General features: G+C 44.4%; 21 protein-coding genes. 6 read left to right on the top strand and 15 right to left on the bottom strand.

The genetic code is table 11. The annotated features are described in order from the left end of the window. Positions 1 to 38: 38 nt before the first annotated feature. From GW12_RS14445 to rpiA, 10 genes are all read right to left on the bottom strand, one after another. Positions 39 to 392 carry a YnfA family protein gene (locus GW12_RS14445; protein ID WP_034588893.1) on the bottom strand — a complete coding sequence of 118 codons (354 nt, stop codon included), beginning with the start codon at positions 390 to 392 and terminating at the stop codon, positions 39 to 41. A 92-nt stretch (positions 393 to 484) separates the two neighbouring features. Further along, positions 485 to 2,761, bottom strand: a complete 2,277-nt coding sequence (gene clpA, locus GW12_RS14440) for an ATP-dependent Clp protease ATP-binding subunit ClpA (RefSeq protein ID WP_034588891.1) — start codon at positions 2,759 to 2,761, stop codon at positions 485 to 487. A 9-nt stretch (positions 2,762 to 2,770) separates the two neighbouring features. Next, positions 2,771 to 3,181, bottom strand: coding sequence for an ATP-dependent Clp protease adapter ClpS (gene clpS, locus GW12_RS14435; protein WP_034588912.1), 411 nt, complete (start codon positions 3,179 to 3,181; stop codon positions 2,771 to 2,773). 17 nt (positions 3,182 to 3,198) lie between these two features. Then, positions 3,199 to 3,945: a DUF6776 family protein gene (locus GW12_RS14430; protein WP_034588890.1), complete on the bottom strand. Its 747-nt coding sequence runs from the start codon at positions 3,943 to 3,945 to the stop codon at positions 3,199 to 3,201. 75 nt (positions 3,946 to 4,020) lie between these two features. After that, the gene (argC, locus tag GW12_RS14425; RefSeq protein WP_171077720.1) at positions 4,021 to 5,076 is read right to left on the bottom strand and encodes an N-acetyl-gamma-glutamyl-phosphate reductase; all 1,056 of its coding nucleotides are present in this window, start codon (positions 5,074 to 5,076) and stop codon (positions 4,021 to 4,023) included. Positions 5,077 to 5,284: 208 nt separating this feature from the next. Then, complete coding sequence (locus tag GW12_RS16140; RefSeq protein WP_264673536.1) at positions 5,285 to 5,428, bottom strand: hypothetical protein; 144 nt, start codon at positions 5,426 to 5,428, stop codon at positions 5,285 to 5,287. Positions 5,429 to 5,553: 125 nt separating this feature from the next. Continuing rightward, on the bottom strand, positions 5,554 to 6,882 hold the full coding sequence (locus tag GW12_RS14420) for a rhodanese-like domain-containing protein (RefSeq protein WP_264673535.1): 1,329 nt from the start codon (positions 6,880 to 6,882) through the stop codon (positions 5,554 to 5,556). Positions 6,883 to 6,974: 92 nt separating this feature from the next. Continuing rightward, positions 6,975 to 7,916: an aliphatic sulfonate ABC transporter substrate-binding protein gene (locus GW12_RS14415; protein WP_264673537.1), complete on the bottom strand. Its 942-nt coding sequence runs from the start codon at positions 7,914 to 7,916 to the stop codon at positions 6,975 to 6,977. Between the two features lie 265 nt (positions 7,917 to 8,181). After that, a complete protein-coding gene (locus tag GW12_RS14410; RefSeq protein ID WP_034588883.1) occupies positions 8,182 to 8,862 on the bottom strand; it encodes a M48 family metallopeptidase in 681 nt (226 codons plus the stop codon). A gap of 117 nt (positions 8,863 to 8,979) precedes the next feature. Next, positions 8,980 to 9,651 (bottom strand): ribose-5-phosphate isomerase RpiA, encoded by a 672-nt coding sequence (gene rpiA / locus GW12_RS14405; RefSeq protein ID WP_034588880.1) that lies wholly within the window; start codon positions 9,649 to 9,651, stop codon positions 8,980 to 8,982. Positions 9,652 to 9,755: 104 nt separating this feature from the next. Here rpiA and ilvA point away from each other — a divergent pair, with 104 nt between their 5' ends. The 3 genes from ilvA (at position 9,756) to GW12_RS14390 (ending at position 13,462) form a co-directional block, all read left to right on the top strand. Further along, positions 9,756 to 11,294 (top strand): threonine ammonia-lyase, biosynthetic, encoded by a 1,539-nt coding sequence (gene ilvA, locus GW12_RS14400; RefSeq protein ID WP_034588878.1) that lies wholly within the window; start codon positions 9,756 to 9,758, stop codon positions 11,292 to 11,294. 177 nt (positions 11,295 to 11,471) lie between these two features. Continuing rightward, the gene (locus GW12_RS14395; RefSeq protein WP_034588876.1) at positions 11,472 to 12,128 is read left to right on the top strand and encodes a TrkA family potassium uptake protein; all 657 of its coding nucleotides are present in this window, start codon (positions 11,472 to 11,474) and stop codon (positions 12,126 to 12,128) included. After that, complete coding sequence (locus GW12_RS14390) at positions 12,125 to 13,462, top strand: TrkH family potassium uptake protein (RefSeq protein WP_034588874.1); 1,338 nt, start codon at positions 12,125 to 12,127, stop codon at positions 13,460 to 13,462. Before GW12_RS14395 ends, GW12_RS14390 begins: the two co-directional genes overlap by 4 nt. A gap of 61 nt (positions 13,463 to 13,523) precedes the next feature. Here the strand turns inward: GW12_RS14390 and GW12_RS14385 are convergent, their stop codons facing one another. The 3 genes from GW12_RS14385 to GW12_RS14375 form a co-directional block, all read right to left on the bottom strand. Then, entirely contained in the window at positions 13,524 to 14,666 is a 1,143-nt protein-coding gene (locus GW12_RS14385; RefSeq protein ID WP_034588872.1) for a phospholipase A, read from the bottom strand. Between the two features lie 19 nt (positions 14,667 to 14,685). Further along, positions 14,686 to 17,625, bottom strand: a complete 2,940-nt coding sequence (locus GW12_RS14380) for an insulinase family protein (RefSeq protein ID WP_034588871.1) — start codon at positions 17,623 to 17,625, stop codon at positions 14,686 to 14,688. A 165-nt stretch (positions 17,626 to 17,790) separates the two neighbouring features. Then, positions 17,791 to 18,240, bottom strand: a complete 450-nt coding sequence (locus GW12_RS14375) for a GNAT family N-acetyltransferase (protein WP_034588870.1) — start codon at positions 18,238 to 18,240, stop codon at positions 17,791 to 17,793. Between the two features lie 275 nt (positions 18,241 to 18,515). Between GW12_RS14375 and GW12_RS14370 the strand changes: the two genes are divergently transcribed. Genes GW12_RS14370 through GW12_RS14360 form a run of 3 tightly spaced genes read left to right on the top strand, consistent with a single transcriptional unit; the run spans position 18,516 to position 20,484 of the window. Next, positions 18,516 to 19,520, top strand: a complete 1,005-nt coding sequence (locus GW12_RS14370; protein ID WP_034588867.1) for an adenosine kinase — start codon at positions 18,516 to 18,518, stop codon at positions 19,518 to 19,520. A gap of 14 nt (positions 19,521 to 19,534) precedes the next feature. Next, on the top strand, positions 19,535 to 19,843 hold the full coding sequence (locus tag GW12_RS14365; RefSeq protein WP_171077719.1) for a Rieske (2Fe-2S) protein: 309 nt from the start codon (positions 19,535 to 19,537) through the stop codon (positions 19,841 to 19,843). Positions 19,844 to 19,863: 20 nt separating this feature from the next. Further along, positions 19,864 to 20,484: an OB-fold-containig protein gene (locus tag GW12_RS14360; protein ID WP_034588862.1), complete on the top strand. Its 621-nt coding sequence runs from the start codon at positions 19,864 to 19,866 to the stop codon at positions 20,482 to 20,484. A gap of 60 nt (positions 20,485 to 20,544) precedes the next feature. Here GW12_RS14360 and GW12_RS14355 read toward each other — a convergent pair whose 3' ends face one another. Both GW12_RS14355 and GW12_RS14350 read right to left on the bottom strand, forming a co-directional pair. After that, the gene (locus tag GW12_RS14355) at positions 20,545 to 21,219 is read right to left on the bottom strand and encodes a YidB family protein (RefSeq protein ID WP_034588859.1); all 675 of its coding nucleotides are present in this window, start codon (positions 21,217 to 21,219) and stop codon (positions 20,545 to 20,547) included. A 113-nt stretch (positions 21,220 to 21,332) separates the two neighbouring features. After that, entirely contained in the window at positions 21,333 to 21,803 is a 471-nt protein-coding gene (locus tag GW12_RS14350; RefSeq protein ID WP_034588858.1) for a DUF6231 family protein, read from the bottom strand. Between the last annotated feature and the right edge of the window lie 5 nt (positions 21,804 to 21,808).

The following is a 21,808-nucleotide window of genomic DNA, read 5'->3' as shown; positions in this document are numbered from 1 at the left end:
CCTTTACAGCGGAAACGTATTACATGGTTTGAAGTGAATTAACGAATCAGACCTTGTGGCTGCAAAATAATAATCAGTGCACCGAGGATTACCACCAGCCCACCGAGCAAATCCCAACGAGATAAACTCACCTGATCAACAAAACGCAGCCACATCAGTGCTGTAAAGATATAAATACCGCCATAGGCCGCATAGATACGGCCTGAAGCCGCGGGATGCAAAGTTAACAGCCAGACAAAGACTGCTAGTGATAACGCCGTCGGTAGCCAGAACCAGTGGCTTTTACCCTGATTTAAAATCAGATATGGAAAATAACATCCCAAAATTTCCATCACGGCAGTGATCAGAAATAGGCAGAATGTGGTGATGAGTTTACTGAACTGAAATTCCATATCGTGTTATTAGACATTTAAGAAAAAATTTATTTGATCATAACAATAAAAGAACCCGTGCTTGCACGGGTTCTTTTTAATTTCTTGGACTTTTAAGCTGGTTCAGCAGTCTGGTCTTCAAATACTTCCAATTTCAAGCCGACAGCCTTGCCATTTTCTTTACGGACAGAGACTGCGACATTACCGCCATTTTCTGCAAGCTCACCAAACAGAATCATTTCTGCCAGTGGTTTTTTCAGATGTTCCTGAATCAAACGTTGCATTGGACGAGCACCCATCAGGCGATCATAACCATTTTCAGCCATCCATTCACGCGCACTCTGATCCACTTCCAGCACCACTTTCTTCTCATCCAGTTGTGCTTGCAGTTCAGTCAAGAACTTGTCTACCACACTTTCGATCACCGTAGTCGGCAATGCCTTAAACTGTATCACACCGTCAAGACGGTTACGGAATTCAGGTGAGAACGCTTTCTTCATCGCTTCCTGATTGTCTTTGCTGTTGTCCTGCTCCATGAAACCAATACTGACACGGGAAATGCTTTCTGCACCAATATTGGTGGTCAGTACCAACACTACATTACGGAAGTCTGACTTACGGCCGTTGTTATCGGTCAATGAGCCATGATCCATAATTTGCAACAACAGGTTGAACACATCCGGATGTGCTTTTTCAATCTCATCCAGCAGCAAGACACAGTGCGGATTTTTGTGAATCGCATCGGTCAGCAAGCCACCTTGGTCAAAACCGACATAACCTGGAGGTGCACCAATCAAACGAGAAACCGCATGACGCTCCATGTATTCCGACATGTCGAAGCGTACCAGTTCTACACCCAGCAGTTTAGCCAGCTGTTTAGTGACCTCTGTCTTACCTACACCAGTAGGACCTGCGAAGACAAAGCTACCCACTGGCTTATCTGGAGATTTCAGACCGGCACGTGACAGTTTGATCGCTGAAGCCAGGGCCTCAATCGCCTCATCCTGACCAAACACCACTCGTTTAAGATCACGTTCCAGATTCTCAAGCACGGTCTTGTCGTCTTTAGAAACTGTTTTCGGTGGAATACGGGCAATCTTGGACACGATATCTTCGATGTTTTCCACGGTAATCAGACTGTCGTCCTGCTCTGCTTTCAGTCGACGTTGAGCACCTGCTTCATCAATCACATCGATGGCTTTATCTGGCAGGAAACGGTCATTGATAAATTTCGCTGACAGTTCAACTGCAGAGACCAAAGCCTGATCTTCATATTTCACATGGTGGAAATCTTCAAACTTCGATTTCAAACCACGCAAAATATCAATCGTTTCAGAAATTGAAGGCTCATTCACATCAATTTTCTGGAAACGACGTGACAAGGCATGATCTTTTTCAAAAACCTGGCGGTATTCCTGGAATGTGGTTGAACCGATGCAACGCAATGTACCATTCGCCAAAGCTGGTTTGATCAGGTTCGATGCATCCATGGTGCTGCCCATGCTAGAACCCGCTCCAATGATCATGTGAATCTCATCAATAAATAGTACCGCTTCCGGTTTCTTTTTCAGCGCATTTAACAGCTGTTTAAGACGCTTTTCGAAGTCACCACGGTATTTGGTTCCTGCTACAAGTGCACCGATATCCAGACTATAGATTTCGGCTTTTTCCAGCGGTTTAGGTGCCTTGCCATTGACAATTAACCATGCCAGACCTTCGGCAATGGAAGTTTTACCAACACCAGGATCACCCACCAGCAGCGGGTTGTTTTTACGGCGACGGCAAAGAATCTGTGCAGCACGCTCAATTTCTTTTTCACGGCCAATCAGCGGATCGGTTTTACCCTTTTGCGCTTCAAGGTTCAGATTGGTTGTGTACAAATCCAATGGACCAGAAGCACTTGAAGATGTAGATTCGCCATCCAGCTCTTCAATTTCTTCTTCAGACTGTACTTCTTCCTTGCGAGTGCCATGAGATAGATATTGTGTCAAAGTCAGACGATTAATCTGATGACGTTTCAACAGATACACTGCAAACGAATCACGCTCAGAGTACATTGCAACTAGAATATCAGCACCTTCAACGGTACGATCCCCACCACTTGACTGTACATGGAAAATTGCACGCTGCAGGATTCGGTCAAAACTTTCAGTTGGATGGGGTGCCTGATCGTTATTCTCACCGAGTTTTGGAGTGTGTTGTTCTACGTATTCTTCAAGTTCTTTACGCAATACCACAATATCTGCACCACACGCTTTCAGCGCATTCACTGCGGAATCATTATCAAGTAAAGCCAATAATAAATGTTCTACTGTCAGAAACTCATGTCTCTTTTGACGAGCCATGCTAACAGCCAAACGTAGTGATACTTCTAATTGACGACTGAGCATGCAACCCCCTTAATCTTTAGGCTCAATCTGGCAAAGTAATGGATGACCTTGTGATCGAGCGTAATTATTGACTTGGTTCGCTTTCGTTTCCGCAATGTCTCGTGGATAGACGCCAGCAACACCTTTTCCTTCATAATGTACAGTTAGCATTACTTGTGTAGCTTGGTCAAGATTCATTGCAAAGTATTGTTGTAAAATTTCAATTACAAACTCCATTGGGGTGTAATCGTCATTCAACAGGACTACAGCGTACAGGGGTGGACGTTTTAATTCTGGTGGTGCAGTTTGCACTGCAATATCAGCATCTTCATCCTCAAACGTGTTTGCCAAGCGCGGACTGATGTGCCAGTCGACAATACCAGACTGGTAAAAGGAATTCTTAATTTCACTTAGACAAATATGACGTTTGTTGCTTGGCATAGATTTACTTTTCACACTTAGTTTGCATTCGGTTCAGTCTGTGGGATCTCAGACAGGAATGCAGATTGGTTTTCAATTGCCGGACCCTTACCCCAACTAAAACGGCGAGTCACAGGTTTAGCTCCTGTGAGGCGAACTTCAATAAACTCAGGCACAAAGCCTTTCGGCATGGTCCAGCGCCCGGTCAGACGTTCATAATTTTCAAAATTAAAGTTTTTGTCTGCCATTGGTACGACCAAAATTTCGCTACCACGAATCAGACGAATTTCTACAGAACCAGAGACACGTGCCTTGCTTGGACTGATCTGAATTAGATCCAGCTGATATTCGTAAGCGTTTTCAGGTAACGGTTTGACTGCAATATGCTGTACCGACAATGGCAGGCCACCACGCTGACGCAGCACTTCACGATACAGCACCGCCAGACTTTCTGCCTGGGTATGCTCATCACGCGCCTTGTTTACCGCCAGAAATAGGTCATTAGCATTGCTGACTGCCAGATCACGTTCCTGCGTGGTCGCATTGAGTTTTTTGTTTAATGCTTCCAGACTGGTTTTCTGCTTTTGTACCACTTCAACCAACTGTTCGGCATCTGCCTCAAAGCCCACTGCCGTTAAACCCTGACGATGACCCACAGAATAGCCAAGCAGGCCGCTGCCCAGCACCAGCACTGCAGCACCAATTGCAAGTGGCAGATTCCCTTTCAGAAAGGGTGTTTTTTCCTTTTCATCCTGGATCATATCGTTGGGTTCAGTATTCGGCATTGTGTTCTCTTCTATCTTTTTCAAGACACACATTTAAATCGAAATTCAAATGTGTGTGAAGTTTTAATACGTTTTTTATGGTAATAAAGCAATATTCTGCAGGCCAGCATTTTCAGCAAAGCCAAACATCAGATTCATGTTCTGTACTGCCTGACCTGCTGCCCCTTTGACCAGATTGTCCTGTGCAACCAGGATCACCAGTTTGGTTGGTTGTGGCTTGTACAGTGCAATACGCAGTTCATTGGCACCACGTACAGAACGGGTCTCTGGTGAGCTGCCGGCTGGCATCACATCAACAAACTGTTCATTGGCATAGAACTGTTCATACAATGCCTGTAAATCAGCAGCCTGACCTGCTTCTGTTAAATCTACATAAATTGTAGACAGCATACCGCGAATCATTGGTACCAGATGTGGCACAAACAGAATATGGTCAAATACACCTTTTTGACCTGAGATATTTTCCAATGCTTCCACGATCTCAGGATGGTGACGATGACCTGCTACACCATACGCCTTAAAGTTGTCTGCATTTTCAGAATAGATCATGCCCAGGCTGGCTTTACGGCCTGCACCAGATACACCTGATTTAGCATCAATGATAATGCTTTCTGGTTTAACCAAGGCGTCGCTTGATTTTAATACTGGTGCTAGACCAAGTTGTACAGTGGTTGGATAACAGCCTGGGTTACCAATCACATTCGCCTGTTTGATCTTGTCACGGTTCAGTTCAGACAGACCATACACAGAATCTTGTAATACTGATGGACAAGCATGTTCCATGCCATACCATTTTTCAAACTGATCCAGATTTTGCAGACGGAAGTCCGCCGCAAGGTCGATGACTTTGGTATTGGCAGCCACCAATTCTTCAGCATGTTTCATTGCCACACCATGAGGAGTCGCAAAGAACACCACATCGCAAGATTTCAGCAGATCAATGCTCAGGTCAGAAAACTGAAGATCGGTATGACCACGCAGGCTTGGGAACATGTCATCCACACGGCGGTCTGCTTCGGTACGTGAGGTCAGTGCTTTTACTTCAACGTTTGGATGTCGTAGTAATAGACGCAAAAGTTCAACGCCTGTATAACCTGTACCACCAACAATACCCACTGAAATCACGATGATTACCTCAAAATAGATGTTTCCTTTATGGCCTGTAGTATGACAGGAACTTGATATTTTCTAAACTGTTTCACTTGGGATTGGTTGTTTTTTAATTTGATCTTTTCTTTTGAGAGGTTTCCTTAATTTTTTAGAAGGTTTATGTATATTAGTTAGACTATTTCTATAAATAAGAAAAAGCCGCATCGTGCGGCTTCTTCTCATCTCATGCTTAAACTACAAAGAAACCATGAGTACCATCTTTCTTTAACTGTTCGACCAGTCCATATTCCCAGTCCAGATAAGCCTGCATCGCCTCAAAGGAGTTATCAGTGCCTTCATAAGGACGTTTATAGCGGTCGATCTGAGGTGACAAAGATTGGACATCTTCTGTCGTCAGTTCAAAGCCTGCATTTTTCCAGCCAGCATTGCCACCTTCCAGTACATAAATTTCCTGCCCCGGTGCCAGATAAGGTTCAATTTCCTCAGCAGCAAATTTGGCTATAATATGGCAGCGCCGCAGGTCAATACAATGGCTTCCTTGGCCTGAAATTCAGCTTGTTGGATCAGCTCAATAGTATCCGCTTTGAGTAACCAGGCTGCTCCCGGCACATGCCCTTTTTTGTACTGTGCAAATGGCAGCACATCCCAAATCGCAATATCTTTTTGCTGTTTAAGTTCAGCCAATGCTCTTGGTGAAATCAATGGAATTTCCTTGACTAGAGGCACTTGCGGCTTCCAGGCCCCTTGTTCCGTGAATGCTGCCTTAAACTCAGTTTCCAGCACATAAACTTCCCAGTTCATCTGTCCTAACCATGACGCAGTCATATAGGCACGAACCAGCTGATCATCCACCAATACAATGCGTGCGCCACGTACTGCCGCATTATGATCGGTTTCCTGCACCAGCTGACCACCCGCGACCCAGCGTGAGCCAACTAAATGGCCTTGGATATATTCCTCTTCATCACGCACATCAAAAATATAGGTGGTACGACTTGAATCTGCTTTGAACTGATTTAGCTGTTCAAGGGAAATTGTTTTTACTTTGGCTTTAGCTGCAAGATGTTTGGCATTTTCGAGTAGTTCTGGGTTTAAAGCCATCTTTGTATCTTTAAAAGAACGGCTTTGACCATGCTCCAGACTTTGACCCGCCAATGTCCAGCCAATTGTGCCATTACGTAGTGCATACACTGGATGTGGAATCTGGGCATTGACCAATGACTGGGTGCCAATAATACTACGGGTACGGCCCGCACAGTTCACGATGATCATGGTATTTTCATCTTTCACCAAAGACGGCGCACGCAATACCAGTTCAGCACCCGGTACGCTTTGCCCGGTTGGAATGCTCATGGTGTTGTATTCATCAAAACGGCGTGCATCCAAAATCACGATATTCTCATTCGCATCAATCTTGGCTTGCACTTCCTCTGCACTGAGTGACGGCGTATGCTTGAAATGCTCAACCCATTCACCAAACGCTTTGGTGGCTGAGTTCACATCAATAAACAGCTCACCACCATCACGTTGCCAGGCATTTACCCCACCTTTAAGGACGTACACCTGGCTATAGCCATAACGGGTCAGCTTTGCATAAGCGCGCTCTACCCGGCCATCGCTATCATCATAGATTACAATGGTGGTATCTAGACGTGGGATGCGGTTCAGAATTTCAACTTCCAAACGGGACAGTGAAATATTAGTGGTAAATAAAGGATGTGCTTGTGCGTAAATATGTTCTTCACACAGATCAACAATGGCGATTTCTTGTTTCGCCAATAGCTTTTCCCGGATTTGCTGGTAATTCAGTTCTGGAATTTGGGACATGGAAGATCTCTTCAACATTTGATACCAATACATCTGCTTAGGCTATTTTCTAAAACATGAAAAGCCCCGACTATGTCGAGGCTTCTTGAACCTTAATGGGTTTGGAAAATGTCAGATGCTTTGGCATCAATCGTGTTTGGAATCAGCTTTTCATTAAAGAATGCGTCGGCAATCTTTTGCTGTTCTGGCATATCTTCAGAAGATACTGTTTGTACGTTATAGCTACGATTCGCATTGGCTTTCAGGACAACTTCCTGTGGCAGATCCCCCCACAATGGTGCCAGAATTTTCGCCGCTTCATCCGGATGAGCTTTTACCCAAGCTGCTTTTTCTTTCAATGTATCCACGATGTCATTTAAGATCGCTGGATTTTCCTGGGCAAATTTATAGCCAGTCAGGTAATAACGGGTGTAGCTTGCCAGACCTTCACCAGATGCCAGCACTTTGGCATGCTGAACTACAGTACCGCTGGATACATACGGTTCCCAAGTCACCCAGGCATCCACGCCACCATGTTCAAAAGCTGCACGACCATCTGCCGGGCTTAACCATGCTGGAGTAATATCCTTAAAGCTTAGGCCTGCCTGATTTAAAGCTGCGATCAACAGGTAATGGCTACCCGCTGCTTTGGTTACAGCAATTTTCTTACCTTTCAGATCAGCCACTGATTTGATAGTCGAATTTTGTGGAATCAGAATGGCTTGTGCATTTGGTGAAGCAGTTTCTTTGGCATAGTAAGTCAGATTTGCTTTTGCAGCCTGTGCAAACACAGGAACTGTATCTGCCACATCTGCCGTTACATCGACACTGCCAACATTCAGCGCTTCTGCCAAAGGCTGACCGCTGGTGAATTCATGCCAGCTGACTTTGACCTTCTTTTCAGCCAGTTTCTTTTCCAATTCCCCTGTTTCTTTTAACAAGGTCATCAGTGTAGAAGAACGCTGGTAACCAATACGGACGGTATCCGCTTTATAAGCTGATTCTTCTGCTTTTTCTTGTGGTGCTTCTGCCTTATTACATGCAGTCAAGAACACACTAAAAATTAGCGTGAAAATGAATAATAACCTGGATTGAACCATCGTAATCTACCCTATGTACTGGAAAATACAGCCTCTAGTCTTATAGTTAAAAAGACTAAGAACCGTTTAATTTTTCCGCATTCTAGATAAGCAGATCGGGAATTAAAAATAATCAATTTTCATAAGTGCAGCAGAAAAACTTCCAACCATTTTTTATATAAATTTATGATTTGAATATTATTTTTAAGAAATTATATTTTCTGTGATTGTTCTTTTAATTCTAGTTCATCCACCAATACGGCATGATTGTGTTTTTAAGCATTTTTCGATGAATGGAATAATTAGGATCATGCTTTTCCACTTCTGCCCAAAAACGCGGACTATGATCAAAATGTCGGGTATGTGCCAGCTCATGTACACACAAGTAACGCACAATATGTTCTGGAAACAGGATAATCCCGCTATTCAGCATGATGTCATGTTTAGCCGAACAGCTGCCCCATCGTGTTTTCGGCTGGCGAACATTACAAATGTTAAATGATAATCCTGTTTCTTGGCTTACTTTGTCCAGATAAACAGGCAACTGTTCTTTAGCATAAGAAATGGCAAAGGCTTTTAAATAGGTTTCAGGATTCCGGTCACTGATCGATAGCTGTAATGATTCAGCATTAAAAACAAAGTTCTGCTTTTGACTTTGATACACGATCTGGATTGACTGAGCCTGATTGAAAAGCTGCAATTCTGTCGGTAAAGATCTATCAATACTTTGATTTTTTTCCTGCTGGGATTTCCAGGTTTTGAGTAGCCAGCTTTCAGCTTGGTCAATAAAATTCTGAATCTGTTTTTTATTACAAAAGACTGGAGCTGTTAAACGAATTTGATCCCCCTCTACACGAAGTCTGAGACGTGTTGAGCGAACGTTTCGGGTGATTTGAATTTCGGGTAAGTCGTTTAGAGTCATTTTAATATTTAATCGTTATTTTAATCCTCCTCCTTGCGCAGCAGTGCTGCTCACCTTTTTCAAAGGAGGGAGAAAGCCCCTCTTTAAAAAAGAGGGGTTTGGGGAGATTTTAAAAAATTAAATAGCAGTACGCTCTTCAATACCATCATTGGTTGCAACAATCGCGATATCTGCCTTGTTTAGTGCAAAGATCCCGTTACATACCACACCTGGAATATTATTAATGGTTTTTTCCAGATCAATTGCATTCAGGATATTCAGGTTATACACATCCAGAATCACGTTACCATTATCTGTCACTACACCTTCACGATAAACCGGGTCACCACCTAACGCCACCAATTTTCGCGCCACAGCAGAACGAGCCATTGGAATCACTTCAACAGGAAGCGGGAATTCACGGCCTAACTGCTCGACCCATTTAGAATCATCGACGATACACACGAATTTTTTGGCAATAGAAGCCACAATTTTTTCACGTGTCAGCGCAGCACCGCCACCTTTAATCATGTGCAGGTGACGGTCGATTTCGTCTGCACCATCTACATAAGCATCCAGACCACCCACGCTGTTCATATCAACCACTTCAATGCCCAGTTTTTTCAGGCGTTCTGCAGTTGCTTCAGAACTAGCGACCGCTGCTTCTAATTGCAGTTCAGGTAACAGTTCAATTAAAAAATTAACAGTACTACCAGTACCTACGCCTAAAATGCCCCCTTTTGGTAAGTGCTTTAATGCTGCTTTGGCTGCAGCTTGCTTTTTCTCATCTTGGGTTGCATATAGACTCATGACATCACTCAACTAATTTGGACTTTTGCAGTAATTTTAAACCGCTCAGCCTTGTGGTTTGTTACAATAGACCCTTATTTTAAACTGTTAGATGGAAAATTAACATGCTGTCTCGTTTGGTTCGACAAATTTTACAAGCAACGGTCTACGATGTTGCAATCGAAACTCCACTCGAAGCAGCGCCACGAATTAGCGAACGTCTGAAAAACAACATTCGCTTTAAACGTGAAGATTTACAACCGGTCTTTTCTTTCAAACTACGCGGTGCCTATAACCGTATTAGTCAATTACCGAAATCACAACTCGAACGTGGCGTTATCACAGCTTCAGCAGGCAACCATGCACAAGGCGTGGCACTGTCAGGGAAAAAGTTGGGTATTCGCGCGATTATTGTGATGCCGAAAACCACACCAGACATCAAGGTACAAGCCGTTAAACGTCTTGGCGGTGAAGTAGTTCTGCATGGCGATTCATTTGACGTTGCCAATAAATATGCGATCCAGCGTGCCGAAGAAGATGGCATGACTTTCATTCCACCTTATGACGATGAACTGGTCATGGCCGGTCAAGGGACCATTGCTAACGAAATTCTGCGTCAATGGCGTGATGTAGAATATGTTTTCGTTGCTGTAGGCGGTGGCGGTCTGATTGCAGGTGTTGCAGCGTACTTGGGTGATGTGGCACCGCACGTTAAAGTGATTCCTGTTGAATATGAAGAATCAGCATGTTTAAAAGCCGCTTTTGAACACAATGAACGTGTGATTCTGCCATCTGTCGGTCTGTTTGCTGATGGCACTGCGGTTGCACAGATTGGTGAAAAACCGTTTGATGTGATCCGTCTGCAAAAATCAGATAACTCAGGCCCAATCGTAGAACCAGATGTAGTGCTGGTGAATACCGATGAAATCTGTGCTGCGATTAAAGATACCTTTGATGAATGTCGTAGCATCGTTGAACCATCAGGTGCAATGGCACTAGCAGGTATCAAAAAATACGTGGCTGAGCACGGCATTGAAGGGAAAAACATCGTATCTATCGTCTGCGGTGCGAACATGAACTTCGACCGTCTACGTTATATCGCAGAACGTACCGAACTTGGTGAACGGAAAGAAGCGATCTTTGCCGTGACCATTCCAGAAGAAAAAGGTTCATTCCTGAAATTCTGTCGTGCGCTGCAAGGCCGTAATATCACCGAATTCAATTACCGTGCTAGCGATGCATCTGCTGCGCAAGTCTTTGTCGGCATCAGCCTGAAAAATGGTGAAAAAGAGCGTCAGGAAATTTTTGAAAACCTGAAATTCCAATATGATGTAGATGATCTATCTGATGATGAAGTGGCTAAACTGCATATACGTTACCTGATTGGTGGTCATGCCGATATCGAAAATGAACGTCTGTTCCGTGTGGAATTCCCGGAACGTCCAGGTGCATTGCTGACCTTCCTGGAACGTCTCGGTCCTACTCACAACATTACTCTGTTCCACTACCGTAACCACGGCGCTGCTGAAGGTCGTGTACTGGTCGGTCTGGAAGCAGAAGATGCACAGCAGAACCCGGATGGACTGCTTGAAACCCTGGAAAGCATCACTTATCCATACCAGGAAATCACCAACAATCTGGGTTATCAGCGTTTCCTGAAATAAGTCAGTATGACTAAATTTTAAAAAACCGTCTTTCGAGGCGGTTTTTTTATGCAAGTCATTCACTTCAATCTTAAATATTTATGTAACGCAAATAGCTGAAATATAAATAAAGCACTAAGATAGGCAGATATTAAATGTAAGGCGCATCGATAAGCGCGACAACTTTAGGAAAAATACATGGCACTGTTTGCTGTGATTGGTTTGGGCAGTTTTGGGGCCACTGTGGCAACTCAACTCATGTCGCTCAACCATGAAGTTATTGGCATCGACCTGAACAAGAAATATGTTGAAAATGTTTCCGACAATCTGACCCATGCGGTAATCGCAGATGCGACCGACGAGCATGTGCTGGATGAACTGAATGTCCAGAACTGTGAAGCCGTTGTAGTTGCGATTGGTGAAGATATAGAAGCCAGTATCCTCTGCGTACTGCATCTGAAAAATATGGGCGTGCAGAAAATCTGGGCCAAGGCTAAATCCAAAGCGCATCACATGATTCTGACTCATCTCGGTGTCGACAAGATTATTCACCCCGAAGAAGATATGGGCGTGCGTATTGCACAGTCCTTAAGCTACCCGATGGTTAGCCGCTACATGGCACTTGAGGACGACCGCTATCTGGTCAAGATTGAAATTCATGCAGAACAAAGCGGTGTAAAACTGAATCAGCTGATGGATCATGTACCAGAAATTAAAACTATCCTGCATAAACGTGGTCCAGAAGTGCAATATGTGCTGGATCCAAACCTGGTATTAAAAACGAATGACATCCTGATCATTGAAGGTCTGTTAGAGCCTTTGCGCCGCTTATCCAAACATTTTAAGAACCTATGAAAATGACTGCCCATAAAAACCGCACCATTAATCTTAGCCCGCCGAGTATTATCGCGCTGGGCTTTGTGGGGCTGATCATTATCGGTTCATTACTGCTGATGCTACCGATTGCCCATCATGGTGAGGTAACCTGGTTTCAGGCAGTTTTTACCGCAACCTCTGCAGTGACGATTACCGGCTTATCCGTCGTCAATGTCGGCGCAGCCTATACCGTATTTGGCAAAGTCGTCATCATGATTCTGCTGCAATGTGGCGGACTGGGCTTTATGACCTTTGCCATTCTGGCGGCGATGAGTCTGGCCCCGAAAATGGGATTACGGCAACAGGTGATGGCTCAGGAATCCATTGGACAAACCAGCCTGAAAAAGATCAGTACTACCATTAAAGCAGTTTTTCTCTACTCGATTTGCATTGAAGCCATTGGGACCGTGATTCTGACCATTGCCTGGCTGCAAGACTATAACTTTAGCCAGGCATTCTTTTATGCGCTATTTTACAGTATTTCTGCGTTTAATAATGGTGGCTTTTCCCTGTTCCCAAACAGTTTAATGAGCTTCTCGGACCAGTATTTCATTACTTTTACCATCAGTATGCTGTATATCATCGGTGGGATTGGTTTTCTGGTATTGATGGATGTCCGCCAGCATAAACGCTGGAGTAAACTGACGACCAACAGTAAATTGATCCTGAGCACCATTGCTGGATTGAATCTGTCCGCCTTTATCCTGATCTGGATTCTGGAAGCCTCCAATCCACAGACATTGGCACTCATGAGCGTCGGTGATCAAGCTGTGAATGCATGGTTCCATGCTACGGTTCCCCGCTCTTCTGGTTTTCACAGTCTACCCTTAGATCAGATGACCAATGCTTCAACACTGGTGACCATGTTCCTGATGTTTATTGGTGGTGGCTCATTAAGTACTGCCGGTGGGATTAAAGTTGGCACCTTTATTATTGTGGTGATCAGTGTGATCAGTTTCCTGCGCCGTGAAGATGAAATCCGCCTGTTCCGGCATTCGATTCCAGAAAAAACCACCTTTAAGGCTTTGGCTGTGGTCTGTATTACGGCGCTGCTCATCGCTGGTGGATTTATGAGTCTGCTGATTCTGGAACCGGATCAGGATTTTCTGGATTTGTTGTTTGAAACCGTTTCGGCAGCCTGTACCGTAGGTCTTTCACGTGGCATTACCCATGAATTACAACCTGCCAGTCTGTTTGTGCTGATGCTGCTGATGTTTGCCGGTCGTTTGGGACCACTGACACTAGCTTATTTCATTGCAACTCCGAAAAAGAGCCGACTCAAACATCCTCCTTCAGAAATTCAGGTGGGATAAAATAGCTAGATATAAAAAATCCACGTCGTAACGTGGATTTTTTATTGGTTAATGAATGGCATTAGAACCAGTTCATCAGGGAAACCCCTAAGCCGACATAGGTCGCCTTATGGTTATAATCAATCAGGCTTTCACCATAGCCATCAAACAACTGGAAATGTCCACGTAGACGTCCACTGATTGGAAATGCCCAGTCAAACTGTGCTGCACCGCGATTATCATCACCACCTTTTAAGGTATGACGTAACATCAGGGTAAAGTCATGATCCTTCCAGCGATAGAAGGCTGTTAAATCACCACGACCAATATAATCCTTAATATCTGGATTATTATCATCCGGAAGGTCTTCTTCAAAACGATACCAAGGACGTAGCATCAGGGCAAAGTTATTACGCTCGAAGCCCAGATTTAGCATCACCCGGTTCCAGCTACGGGATAGTGGATCAGAACGACCATTAGACTGGTGATTCAGGGTTAAGCCCAGCATACGCCAGTCCAGACCAAACAGATCATAGTTAGTCCGGAATACCAGACTCACTTCAGGCTCGTAGTTGGTTTCACGGAAAGGACGAGATTCCTCTGAGTTATACACTTGCCAGCGTGAAGACTGGGTATAAGCCACCCAAAGGTCACCATTATCTCCAAAGATATTTTCAACTGCTTTGGTCTTTAACGACAGCTGGAATTTAGATTCCATCGACTTCAGATTTTGATCTTCAGTTACCGTATTGCGTTCATTCGGACTACTCGGAAACTCGTTTTTCTTGGATGTCCAGAATCCCGGCAAGACATACACCGGCTGATAGGAACGGATATTCCAGGTGCCGAGCTTACTTTCGGGAGACAACTCCCAACGGCTGTCCAGTAAAGAAAGGGTGGGTTTTAGGGGTGAACCTTCACTGACTGCAACACTAGAAACGGTTTTATCGATTTTCGCTTGCAAGTTATCCGGTTCAGGTGCCAATTCAGCTGCTGCACGACGTTCAGAAACCAGTACTGTCTTGTCTGTTTCTGGCACCTTGAATAAGGCATCATAACAGGCCAAACGTTCTGAATTGATTTCTACTGCTGCACAAGCCTCTGCCGTAGAAGGTGTCGGACTTTGTAGCACAGTTTTTTCGACAGCATACACCTGCGCCCCACTCAAACAGCCGAGCAAAACACTTAGCTGTAAAGTTGAGCGCTTAAATGAATTAAGCGCCATTCACTTTTCCTTTCTTATTTTATTGAACCTGTTGAATCACAAATCCGAGCTGTTCTAGTGCTTCACGTTTTGCCACTGGTGCTACTATGGCGCGAGATGGTTGTTGCTCAAGCAGATATTGCTGTGCCACACGTTTCAGGTCATCCAGCGTTACATTGAGCAAACGTTCACGTAACTGCTTGCGGAATGCCGGGGTACGTTGATGCAGGTAGGCATAACAAGCAGTAATTGCTTCTCCCGCTGGTGAACCCGGTTTATCCATGCTCGCGATCAGGCCAAGAATTGCTTCTTCCAGCTGATGCGGTTGCTGTTCAACATTGAGCAACCATTGCACGCTGGCTTCAAAGTCTTTAAAGGTTTCTGCCAGACGTGGGTCACGGTAGCTGTAGAAGCGGAATGAGCAAGCATTGCCGTCATAGCTCGCACCGCCACCATAGGCACCGCCTTTTTCGCGGATAGCACTGTGCAGATAGCCATTACGCAGATAACCTGCCAATACCATCAACGGCGCCGCATCCGGATGAGAGACTTCGACTGCCGGATAAGCCGCGGCACAGAACTGTACATTGGCTTGGATTAACCAAGCTTCATCCGTATCCTGCATGACTTTTTCAACTTGGGTCAGCTGCACTGGCGTTGAATCCACTGCGACTTTGTCCCAAACGTTTTGCACTTCTTCGACCAGACGGTCCGCATGTGGTTCTTCACAGACCAGTAGGAACTGTTTCGGCGCCTGCAACAAGGCACGATGAATACGTTGCAGCTCTTCAATCATGGCATCATAAGCCGCATCATCTTTCTCGATTTGAGACACCAGGTTCATTAGCCAGTTCAATGCACCCAGGCCGGTATTGTGATAGTCACGAGTGGCTAAAGCGCTGTGCTGACGTGAAGCAACCTGCATTGCATAACTATGTCCTGAGCCAGAAATACGTGAATGCCAACGCGTTTTACGTTGTTGCAACAGCTCGATAATACGGGCTTTTTCATCGAAGCGAAGCTGCTCAAAACCGGTTTTCAGCAACTGGATCGCTTCCAGATTATTCACTAAAGATTTCGTGGTTAGGGTCAGCCATGCAGAAATTTTGTTCTTGTCATCCACTTTAGAACGCAACGATGCGCCCATACCCAGGCCACCACTGACTGCAGTCTGGATTTGCTGGAATTCCAGGTAGCTATACTCACCTGCACCGACTTCACCTACCAGAATAGACAACAGGTTGAAGTATGGCGATTGCACCACTTCATCCGGAATCTGTACCAGTACCTGTTGATAATAAATTCCATTGGTACCCGCATAGTACAGGTTCAATGGTGTATCTACACGATTGGAAATGATCTCACGCAGTTGACCCTGAACAATCTGCAGTTCCGCCGGAATATCTTCCAGACCAACTTTCGGCAACAGGCTGAGGTCATCCGGTGTTTCTTGGCGGATTTTCAGTGCTTCAGTTTGTTTTTCAATTTCAGTTTTTTGCTCTTCAGTCAGGTTTTTGCCAATTTCTGCCAGACGTGCTTTTTCTTCTTCAGCTTCTTTGGCTGATTTGGTCGCATCCGGAACCAGAGTTAACTGGACACGGTGCGGATTATCAAGCAGATGCTCTTTGATCAGATTAGACAACCACATCGGGTCTTTCAGCTCTTCTTTTACCGCAGCAATCGCAGAATCCACATCCCATACCTCTACTGGATCACGGTGGTGGATTGCACTGCTGAGGCCATTGAGAATGAGGCTTAGGCCATATGGAGTTCCATCCCCATTGATTTCACGTTGATGCAGTTCGATCTGATGCAAGATCGCATCCACGGCTTTTTGATCCACTGGTTTAGAAGCCACTTCTTCCAGAATCTTAAACACGCCATTTTTAAATTCTTCAGCATGTTCAGGATTTGAACCCTGCACTGCACAGTAGAAGGTCATTTCAAAGTTTGAATCATCGACACCCATAAATGGACCAGTCGACTGTGCATAGCCACAGGTTTCAAGGTAATGACGTAGTGGTGATGCAGAATCTTCCAGCAAAATACCTTCCACCAGACGCATACCCAAACGCAGCTTGATTTCACTCGCTTCTGGCAATAACCATGAAATCACATGATAAGTCTTGTCACGCAGGTCATCAGCATCAACGGCATAAGTATCGGTTACGGTAAGTGGTGCAGTCAGGCGTTTTTCCGGAGTTGAATATAAAGTCTGACCTTTCTCAAATTTAGACAGTGCCAGAGTTTCAAACTGTTCCTGTAATTCATAAGCGGACTTGTTACCGAAAGTCATAAAGACCGCATTACTTGGATGGTAATGTGATTTATAGAAATCAACCAACTCTTGGTAAGTCAGGTCAGGAATATCTTTAGGATCACCACCCGAATTATAGTGATAAGTGGTGGTTGGGAACAGATAATGCGCCAGCGTGTGATAGAGCTGATCCGAAGGAGAACTCATCGCCCCTTTCATTTCATTAAAGACCACGCCTTTATAAACAGGTTCACCATTTTCCAGTTCAATACGAATACCTTCCTGAGCAAAATCCAGCGGATTCAGGTTCGCTGCAAATGCCGCATCCATATATACTTCCAGCAGGTTCTGGAAATCTTTATCGTTCTGGGTTGCAAATGGATATGCCGTCCAGTCTGCAGCGGTAAAGGCATTCATGAAAGTGTTCAGGGAACGGCGAATCATCAGAAAGAATGGATCACGTACCGGGAATTTTTCTGAGCCACAGAGCGCCGTATGTTCAAGAATATGGGCCTCGCCTTTGGAATCCATCGGCTGAGTACGGAATGCCACGAGAAAGACATTTTCATCGTGACTGGTTGCCAGGTGATAATGAGTGGCGCCGGTCACTTTATGCTTATATTCAGACACTAAAATGTCTAAAGCTTCAACATGGTGTTGACGTACCAACTGAAACGCAGGATGAACAGTTTGTGAAATGGTTTCAGTGACATCTACAGTCATGCGATCTCCTAATTTTTTAGATAAAAAACAATTAATCGCATTATAGCTTTAGTTCTTGTTATTATTCACGCTGAAAACCGATCATTTTGATCGAATTAAGTAAACTTGGTCATTCATAAAATAAATCACCAAGTTTTAACCGTCGAATGAAAATTTTAAGCTGGCTTAAACCAAGTATTTAAAATAGTTATAGTTTGGATGGTTTTCCACAAAGACATAATTCTGCTTCTGGTAGAAGCTTGCAGCCAGCTTGGTTTCAGTATGCAAACACAGTGCTGAATAATGCGGACGTGCCAGCTGTTCCAGATACGCCAATAATTGTTTGCCCACCCCATGTTGACGGTATTTCGGATGCACATAGAAACGGCGGACACGCCCGATCCGTTCTTCAATGCCATCTGGCCCCCATTGTTGGTTCAAGCCACCACAGGCAATCAGCTTATCACCATCGTAAGCGACTGCCAGATATTCATTGTCTTTGCTAAACGAGTTTTTTCCTGTGCGATATTCTTCAACTAATTTCTCAATCAAATCATAGCCTTCCTTTTTCGCTAAGGTAGCCAAAGTGTTGATCTGATCTGGTAATTGTTCGGCTTTTACAATCTTAATATCCATATATACACACTTTTAGAAATGATAGTCTCGGCTCAACCTGTCTAAGCCTCTACAGATTTAACACAGGTAGACTACACTTATAAATAAAATCTGTACTTTAAATCAATGGGATGTTTGGATGATTTTGAAAATTATCCATTTTTATTCGACCAAAGTGCAAGTTAAGTATCTTTAAACCATACTCAAAAAATTTTGAAAATGATTCAACACCCTACAGCAATCCTGAGCATTCGTGTAAACTTAGGACTTTCGTTTTTTGAATGTGACTTTCTAACATGGCAAATGTTGATCTTTTTGCAATTGGTAATGCGCTAATTGACCAGGAATTTAAAGTATCTGATGACTTTCTAATTGCAAACACCCTGCAAAAAGGCACCATGCAACTCACTGATGGTGAAACACAAGCCGTACTGTATGAAAACCTGAAAGCGACCCAAACCTATAAAGGCCAGGCTTCTGGTGGTTCAGCTGCAAATACTACGGTTGCTTTTGCTGCATTAGGTGGTTCCGCATTTTATGCCTGCCGCGTGGGTAATGATAATCTTGGTCAAATCTACCTGAATGGCTTAAATGAAGCTGGCATCCAGACCACAACCCGTTCCATCAGTGAAGGTGTCACTGGTACCTGTATGGTACTGGTCAGCCCTGATTCAGAACGTACCATGCATACTTACCTCGGTATTACTGCTGAACTGACAGATGAACAAATTGATTTTACTCCGCTAAAAACTGCGAAATGGCTGTATATCGAAGGCTACCTGTCTACCTCAGAAACTGCACGTCATGCCGTAGAACAGGCGCGTATCATTGCCCGTGCCAGTGATGTCCAAATTGCCCTCACTTTATCTGATCCAGCCATGGTGCAATATGCCCGTAGTGGTCTGGATGAAATGATCGCGGATGGTGTAGATCTGCTGTTCTGTAATGAACAGGAAGCATTAATGTACACAGGTACAGACAATCTGGAGGCTGCACTGGAAAAATTACAAGAAATCAGCCAACACGTTGTCATTACATTGTCAGCCAAAGGTGCACTGATCTGTAACAAAGGTCAAAGCTTTACTGTACCAGGCCGCAAGGTAGAAGCAGTCGACACTAACGGTGCTGGCGATGCCTTTGCAGGTGCATTCTTATATGCTCTGAATGCAGGTCTAGGCTGGAAAGCGGCGGCTGAACTGGCGATTTTGATCTCAAGTGAAGTAGTTTCACAATTTGGCCCACGTCTGCCTGTTGCTGAATATGCGGCATTATTAAACAACTTCCAGAAGGAATGTGCTTAATGTATAAAATTTGCATGACTGAAGACATCCCGGAACGTGAATCACGTTCCTTTGAGCTTCCAAATGGGGATACGATGTTTATTACGCAACGTGATGGCATGTTCTATGCCTACCAAAACCTGTGCCCACACTTACAGGTTGAACTGGAATTTCTGGAAAACCAGTTCCTAGATCGTGACCAGGAATTTATTGAATGTTCGACTCACGGTGCCTTGTTCCTGGTTGAAACCGGTGAATGTATTTCTGGACCATGTCAAGGCCAATCACTTGAAAAAGTTGAAATTACCGTGCATTCTGATGGTGGAATTTATCTCGAAGAATAACACTTACACTGGACGCGACCATGCCGGCATTTTTCACTGACTATAACCTAATGCCTTTTCATCTCAGTCTGATCGCCGTGATTTTGCTGGGCTTGGTCGAAACCTTAGGCTATTTTTTTAAGGTACGTCCAACCCAATTTTTCCAAAAGATTTCCCCTCTCGATTTACATAATCTGGACTTGCTCAATGTCAAGTTTTCCAAAACCCTGATTGTGTTTTTCCTGTTGATGAACTTCAGCTTTGCCGGCTATGTGCTACAGCTATTGGTGTATTCACAGGAGATGAAATTCTGGCCAGCATATTATCTGATCATTCCAGCTTTAATCATCGCGATTTTCTTCACCGTGTTTATGATCCACTGTCTGGATCAGGTCATTCCACCGAAATACAAAAAGCATGACGTCAATCTGATTGGCCGTCTGGCGACGATTTCCAGTGGCAATGCCCGTCCGGGATTTTCAGCTCAAGCGCGGGTTCGGGATGAATATGGTCAGCTGCATTATGTGCAGGTGGAACCGGAATTTGGCGAGCTGGAATTTCAGTCACAGATTATTTTGATTCGTACACGTAAATCACATTATGTGGCCAAGAAAATTAGTAAATCAAATCGTTTGTTTAGCCTGGATCTGGAACATTCCTAGAAAGTGAAATCACTATAAAAAGCCCGGCGAAATGACCGGACTTTTTTATACCTATATCCATTAACGTTTCAGAAAACCAGACACCATATTCAGTACATTCTGAATATCATTATTCGCTTCCTGCTTGCTGGTCTGTTCACCTTGTGGCGTTAGGGAATCGATGATCTCAGGCAAGACTTTGGAAATGGTGCTATAGACATCCTGCTTCGGCGCATGTACCTGTTCAGCGACCTGTTCCACTTCCTGATCATCAAACAGAAATTGCAGCTGCTGATTATCGATTGGCGCATTATCACCGGGCCCAGTCGATACCCAGTCATCGACCTGATTGGTTAGACCTTGGCCTTTGAGTTTATCCAAAGCTCCTTGCAGTCCACCCTGTTTCTGAATCCAGGCCAATACCAACGGCAATACGGCAATCAATAAGGTTTTGGTTCCTCCTGAACCTAAGCCAGACGATCGTGGTTGCTGATTAGGTTGTTGTTGATGCGGTTGCTGTGATTGAGCACCGCCCAACTGACTCAGCACCGAACCGAGAATCCCTCCCAAGTCACCTTGCGGGTTAGATCTCTGTCCTGTATTCCCACCATTCAATTGTCCAAGCACAGCACCTAAAATGCCTCCTAGACCACCTTGAGACTGTTGGGATTGATTCTGGTTTGGATTTTGTTGTTGCTGCCCACCACCCAAGGCCTGCTTGGCCAGGATTTCCACAATATTGCTAAGGTTGGTCATACCTGTATTTCCTGTAAAACTTTCTTACAGCATACGTGGTACTTTGGCAGCGCACCTGTTGGAAATTGTTAAGAAGTGCAAGCAATCTTAAGCAACTTTCTATGAGTAGATCATTACCAGCGGTATTTGTCCCAGTTTTCCGGATTGGCCCAGAACTTGGAGTTAAACCAGTCTGGCACATGCTTATAGGTTAAGATATTAAATTGCCACAAGGCAAAGTCGCTATCATGCGTCGTTTTATCAATCAGTTGTGTTAGGCCTAAAGAACGCAGCAACTTCTCATCCTGCAAACGGCTCACCACCACCAGACGACGGGCAAACAGATCACGCAGTTTCACAAGCGTTTGCCCAATGATTTGGTCTGAAAGTTCACTGGTTTCTGCTGTATCCAGCATCACCACGGCCAGGTCATAACGTTGCTGAAAAGGCAGACTTAGGAAATCAGATACGTTAAAATAATGCCATTGAATCGACTGATTAAACTTGACCTGGGTCAGATCCTGACCAATACAAATCGCAGTTTGGATTGGCTGTTCCTGTGCGAAATCATCTAACATCGACGAGATAACATTCTGTTCAGCCATAACTG

Source organism: Acinetobacter sp. HR7 (assembly GCF_000773685.1).
Lineage (GTDB): Bacteria > Pseudomonadota > Gammaproteobacteria > Pseudomonadales > Moraxellaceae > Acinetobacter > Acinetobacter thermotolerans.
The sequence above is the reverse complement of the archived record's forward strand: the minus strand, read 5'-3'. Positions and strand labels throughout refer to the sequence as shown.

Bases quoted from the DNA above. Each gene is read 5' to 3' on its own strand.
- GW12_RS14445 (WP_034588893.1), bottom strand. From the start codon at position 392: ATGGAATTTCAGTTCAGTAAACTCATCACCACATTCTGCCTATTTCTG.
- clpA (WP_034588891.1), bottom strand. From the start codon at position 2,761: ATGCTCAGTCGTCAATTAGAAGTATCACTACGTTTGGCTGTTAGCATG.
- clpS (WP_034588912.1), bottom strand. From the start codon at position 3,181: ATGCCAAGCAACAAACGTCATATTTGTCTAAGTGAAATTAAGAATTCC.
- GW12_RS14430 (WP_034588890.1), bottom strand. From the start codon at position 3,945: ATGCCGAATACTGAACCCAACGATATGATCCAGGATGAAAAGGAAAAA.
- GW12_RS14420 (WP_264673535.1), bottom strand. From the start codon at position 6,882: ATGTCCCAAATTCCAGAACTGAATTACCAGCAAATCCGGGAAAAGCTA.
- GW12_RS14410 (WP_034588883.1), bottom strand. From the start codon at position 8,862: ATGACTCTAAACGACTTACCCGAAATTCAAATCACCCGAAACGTTCGC.
- rpiA (WP_034588880.1), bottom strand. From the start codon at position 9,651: ATGAGTCTATATGCAACCCAAGATGAGAAAAAGCAAGCTGCAGCCAAA.
- ilvA (WP_034588878.1), top strand. From the start codon at position 9,756: ATGCTGTCTCGTTTGGTTCGACAAATTTTACAAGCAACGGTCTACGAT.
- GW12_RS14395 (WP_034588876.1), top strand. From the start codon at position 11,472: ATGGCACTGTTTGCTGTGATTGGTTTGGGCAGTTTTGGGGCCACTGTG.
- GW12_RS14390 (WP_034588874.1), top strand. From the start codon at position 12,125: ATGAAAATGACTGCCCATAAAAACCGCACCATTAATCTTAGCCCGCCG.
- GW12_RS14385 (WP_034588872.1), bottom strand. From the start codon at position 14,666: ATGGCGCTTAATTCATTTAAGCGCTCAACTTTACAGCTAAGTGTTTTG.
- GW12_RS14380 (WP_034588871.1), bottom strand. From the start codon at position 17,625: ATGACTGTAGATGTCACTGAAACCATTTCACAAACTGTTCATCCTGCG.
- GW12_RS14375 (WP_034588870.1), bottom strand. From the start codon at position 18,240: ATGGATATTAAGATTGTAAAAGCCGAACAATTACCAGATCAGATCAAC.
- GW12_RS14370 (WP_034588867.1), top strand. From the start codon at position 18,516: ATGGCAAATGTTGATCTTTTTGCAATTGGTAATGCGCTAATTGACCAG.
- GW12_RS14365 (WP_171077719.1), top strand. From the start codon at position 19,535: ATGACTGAAGACATCCCGGAACGTGAATCACGTTCCTTTGAGCTTCCA.
- GW12_RS14360 (WP_034588862.1), top strand. From the start codon at position 19,864: ATGCCGGCATTTTTCACTGACTATAACCTAATGCCTTTTCATCTCAGT.
- GW12_RS14355 (WP_034588859.1), bottom strand. From the start codon at position 21,219: ATGACCAACCTTAGCAATATTGTGGAAATCCTGGCCAAGCAGGCCTTG.
- GW12_RS14350 (WP_034588858.1), bottom strand. From the start codon at position 21,803: ATGGCTGAACAGAATGTTATCTCGTCGATGTTAGATGATTTCGCACAG.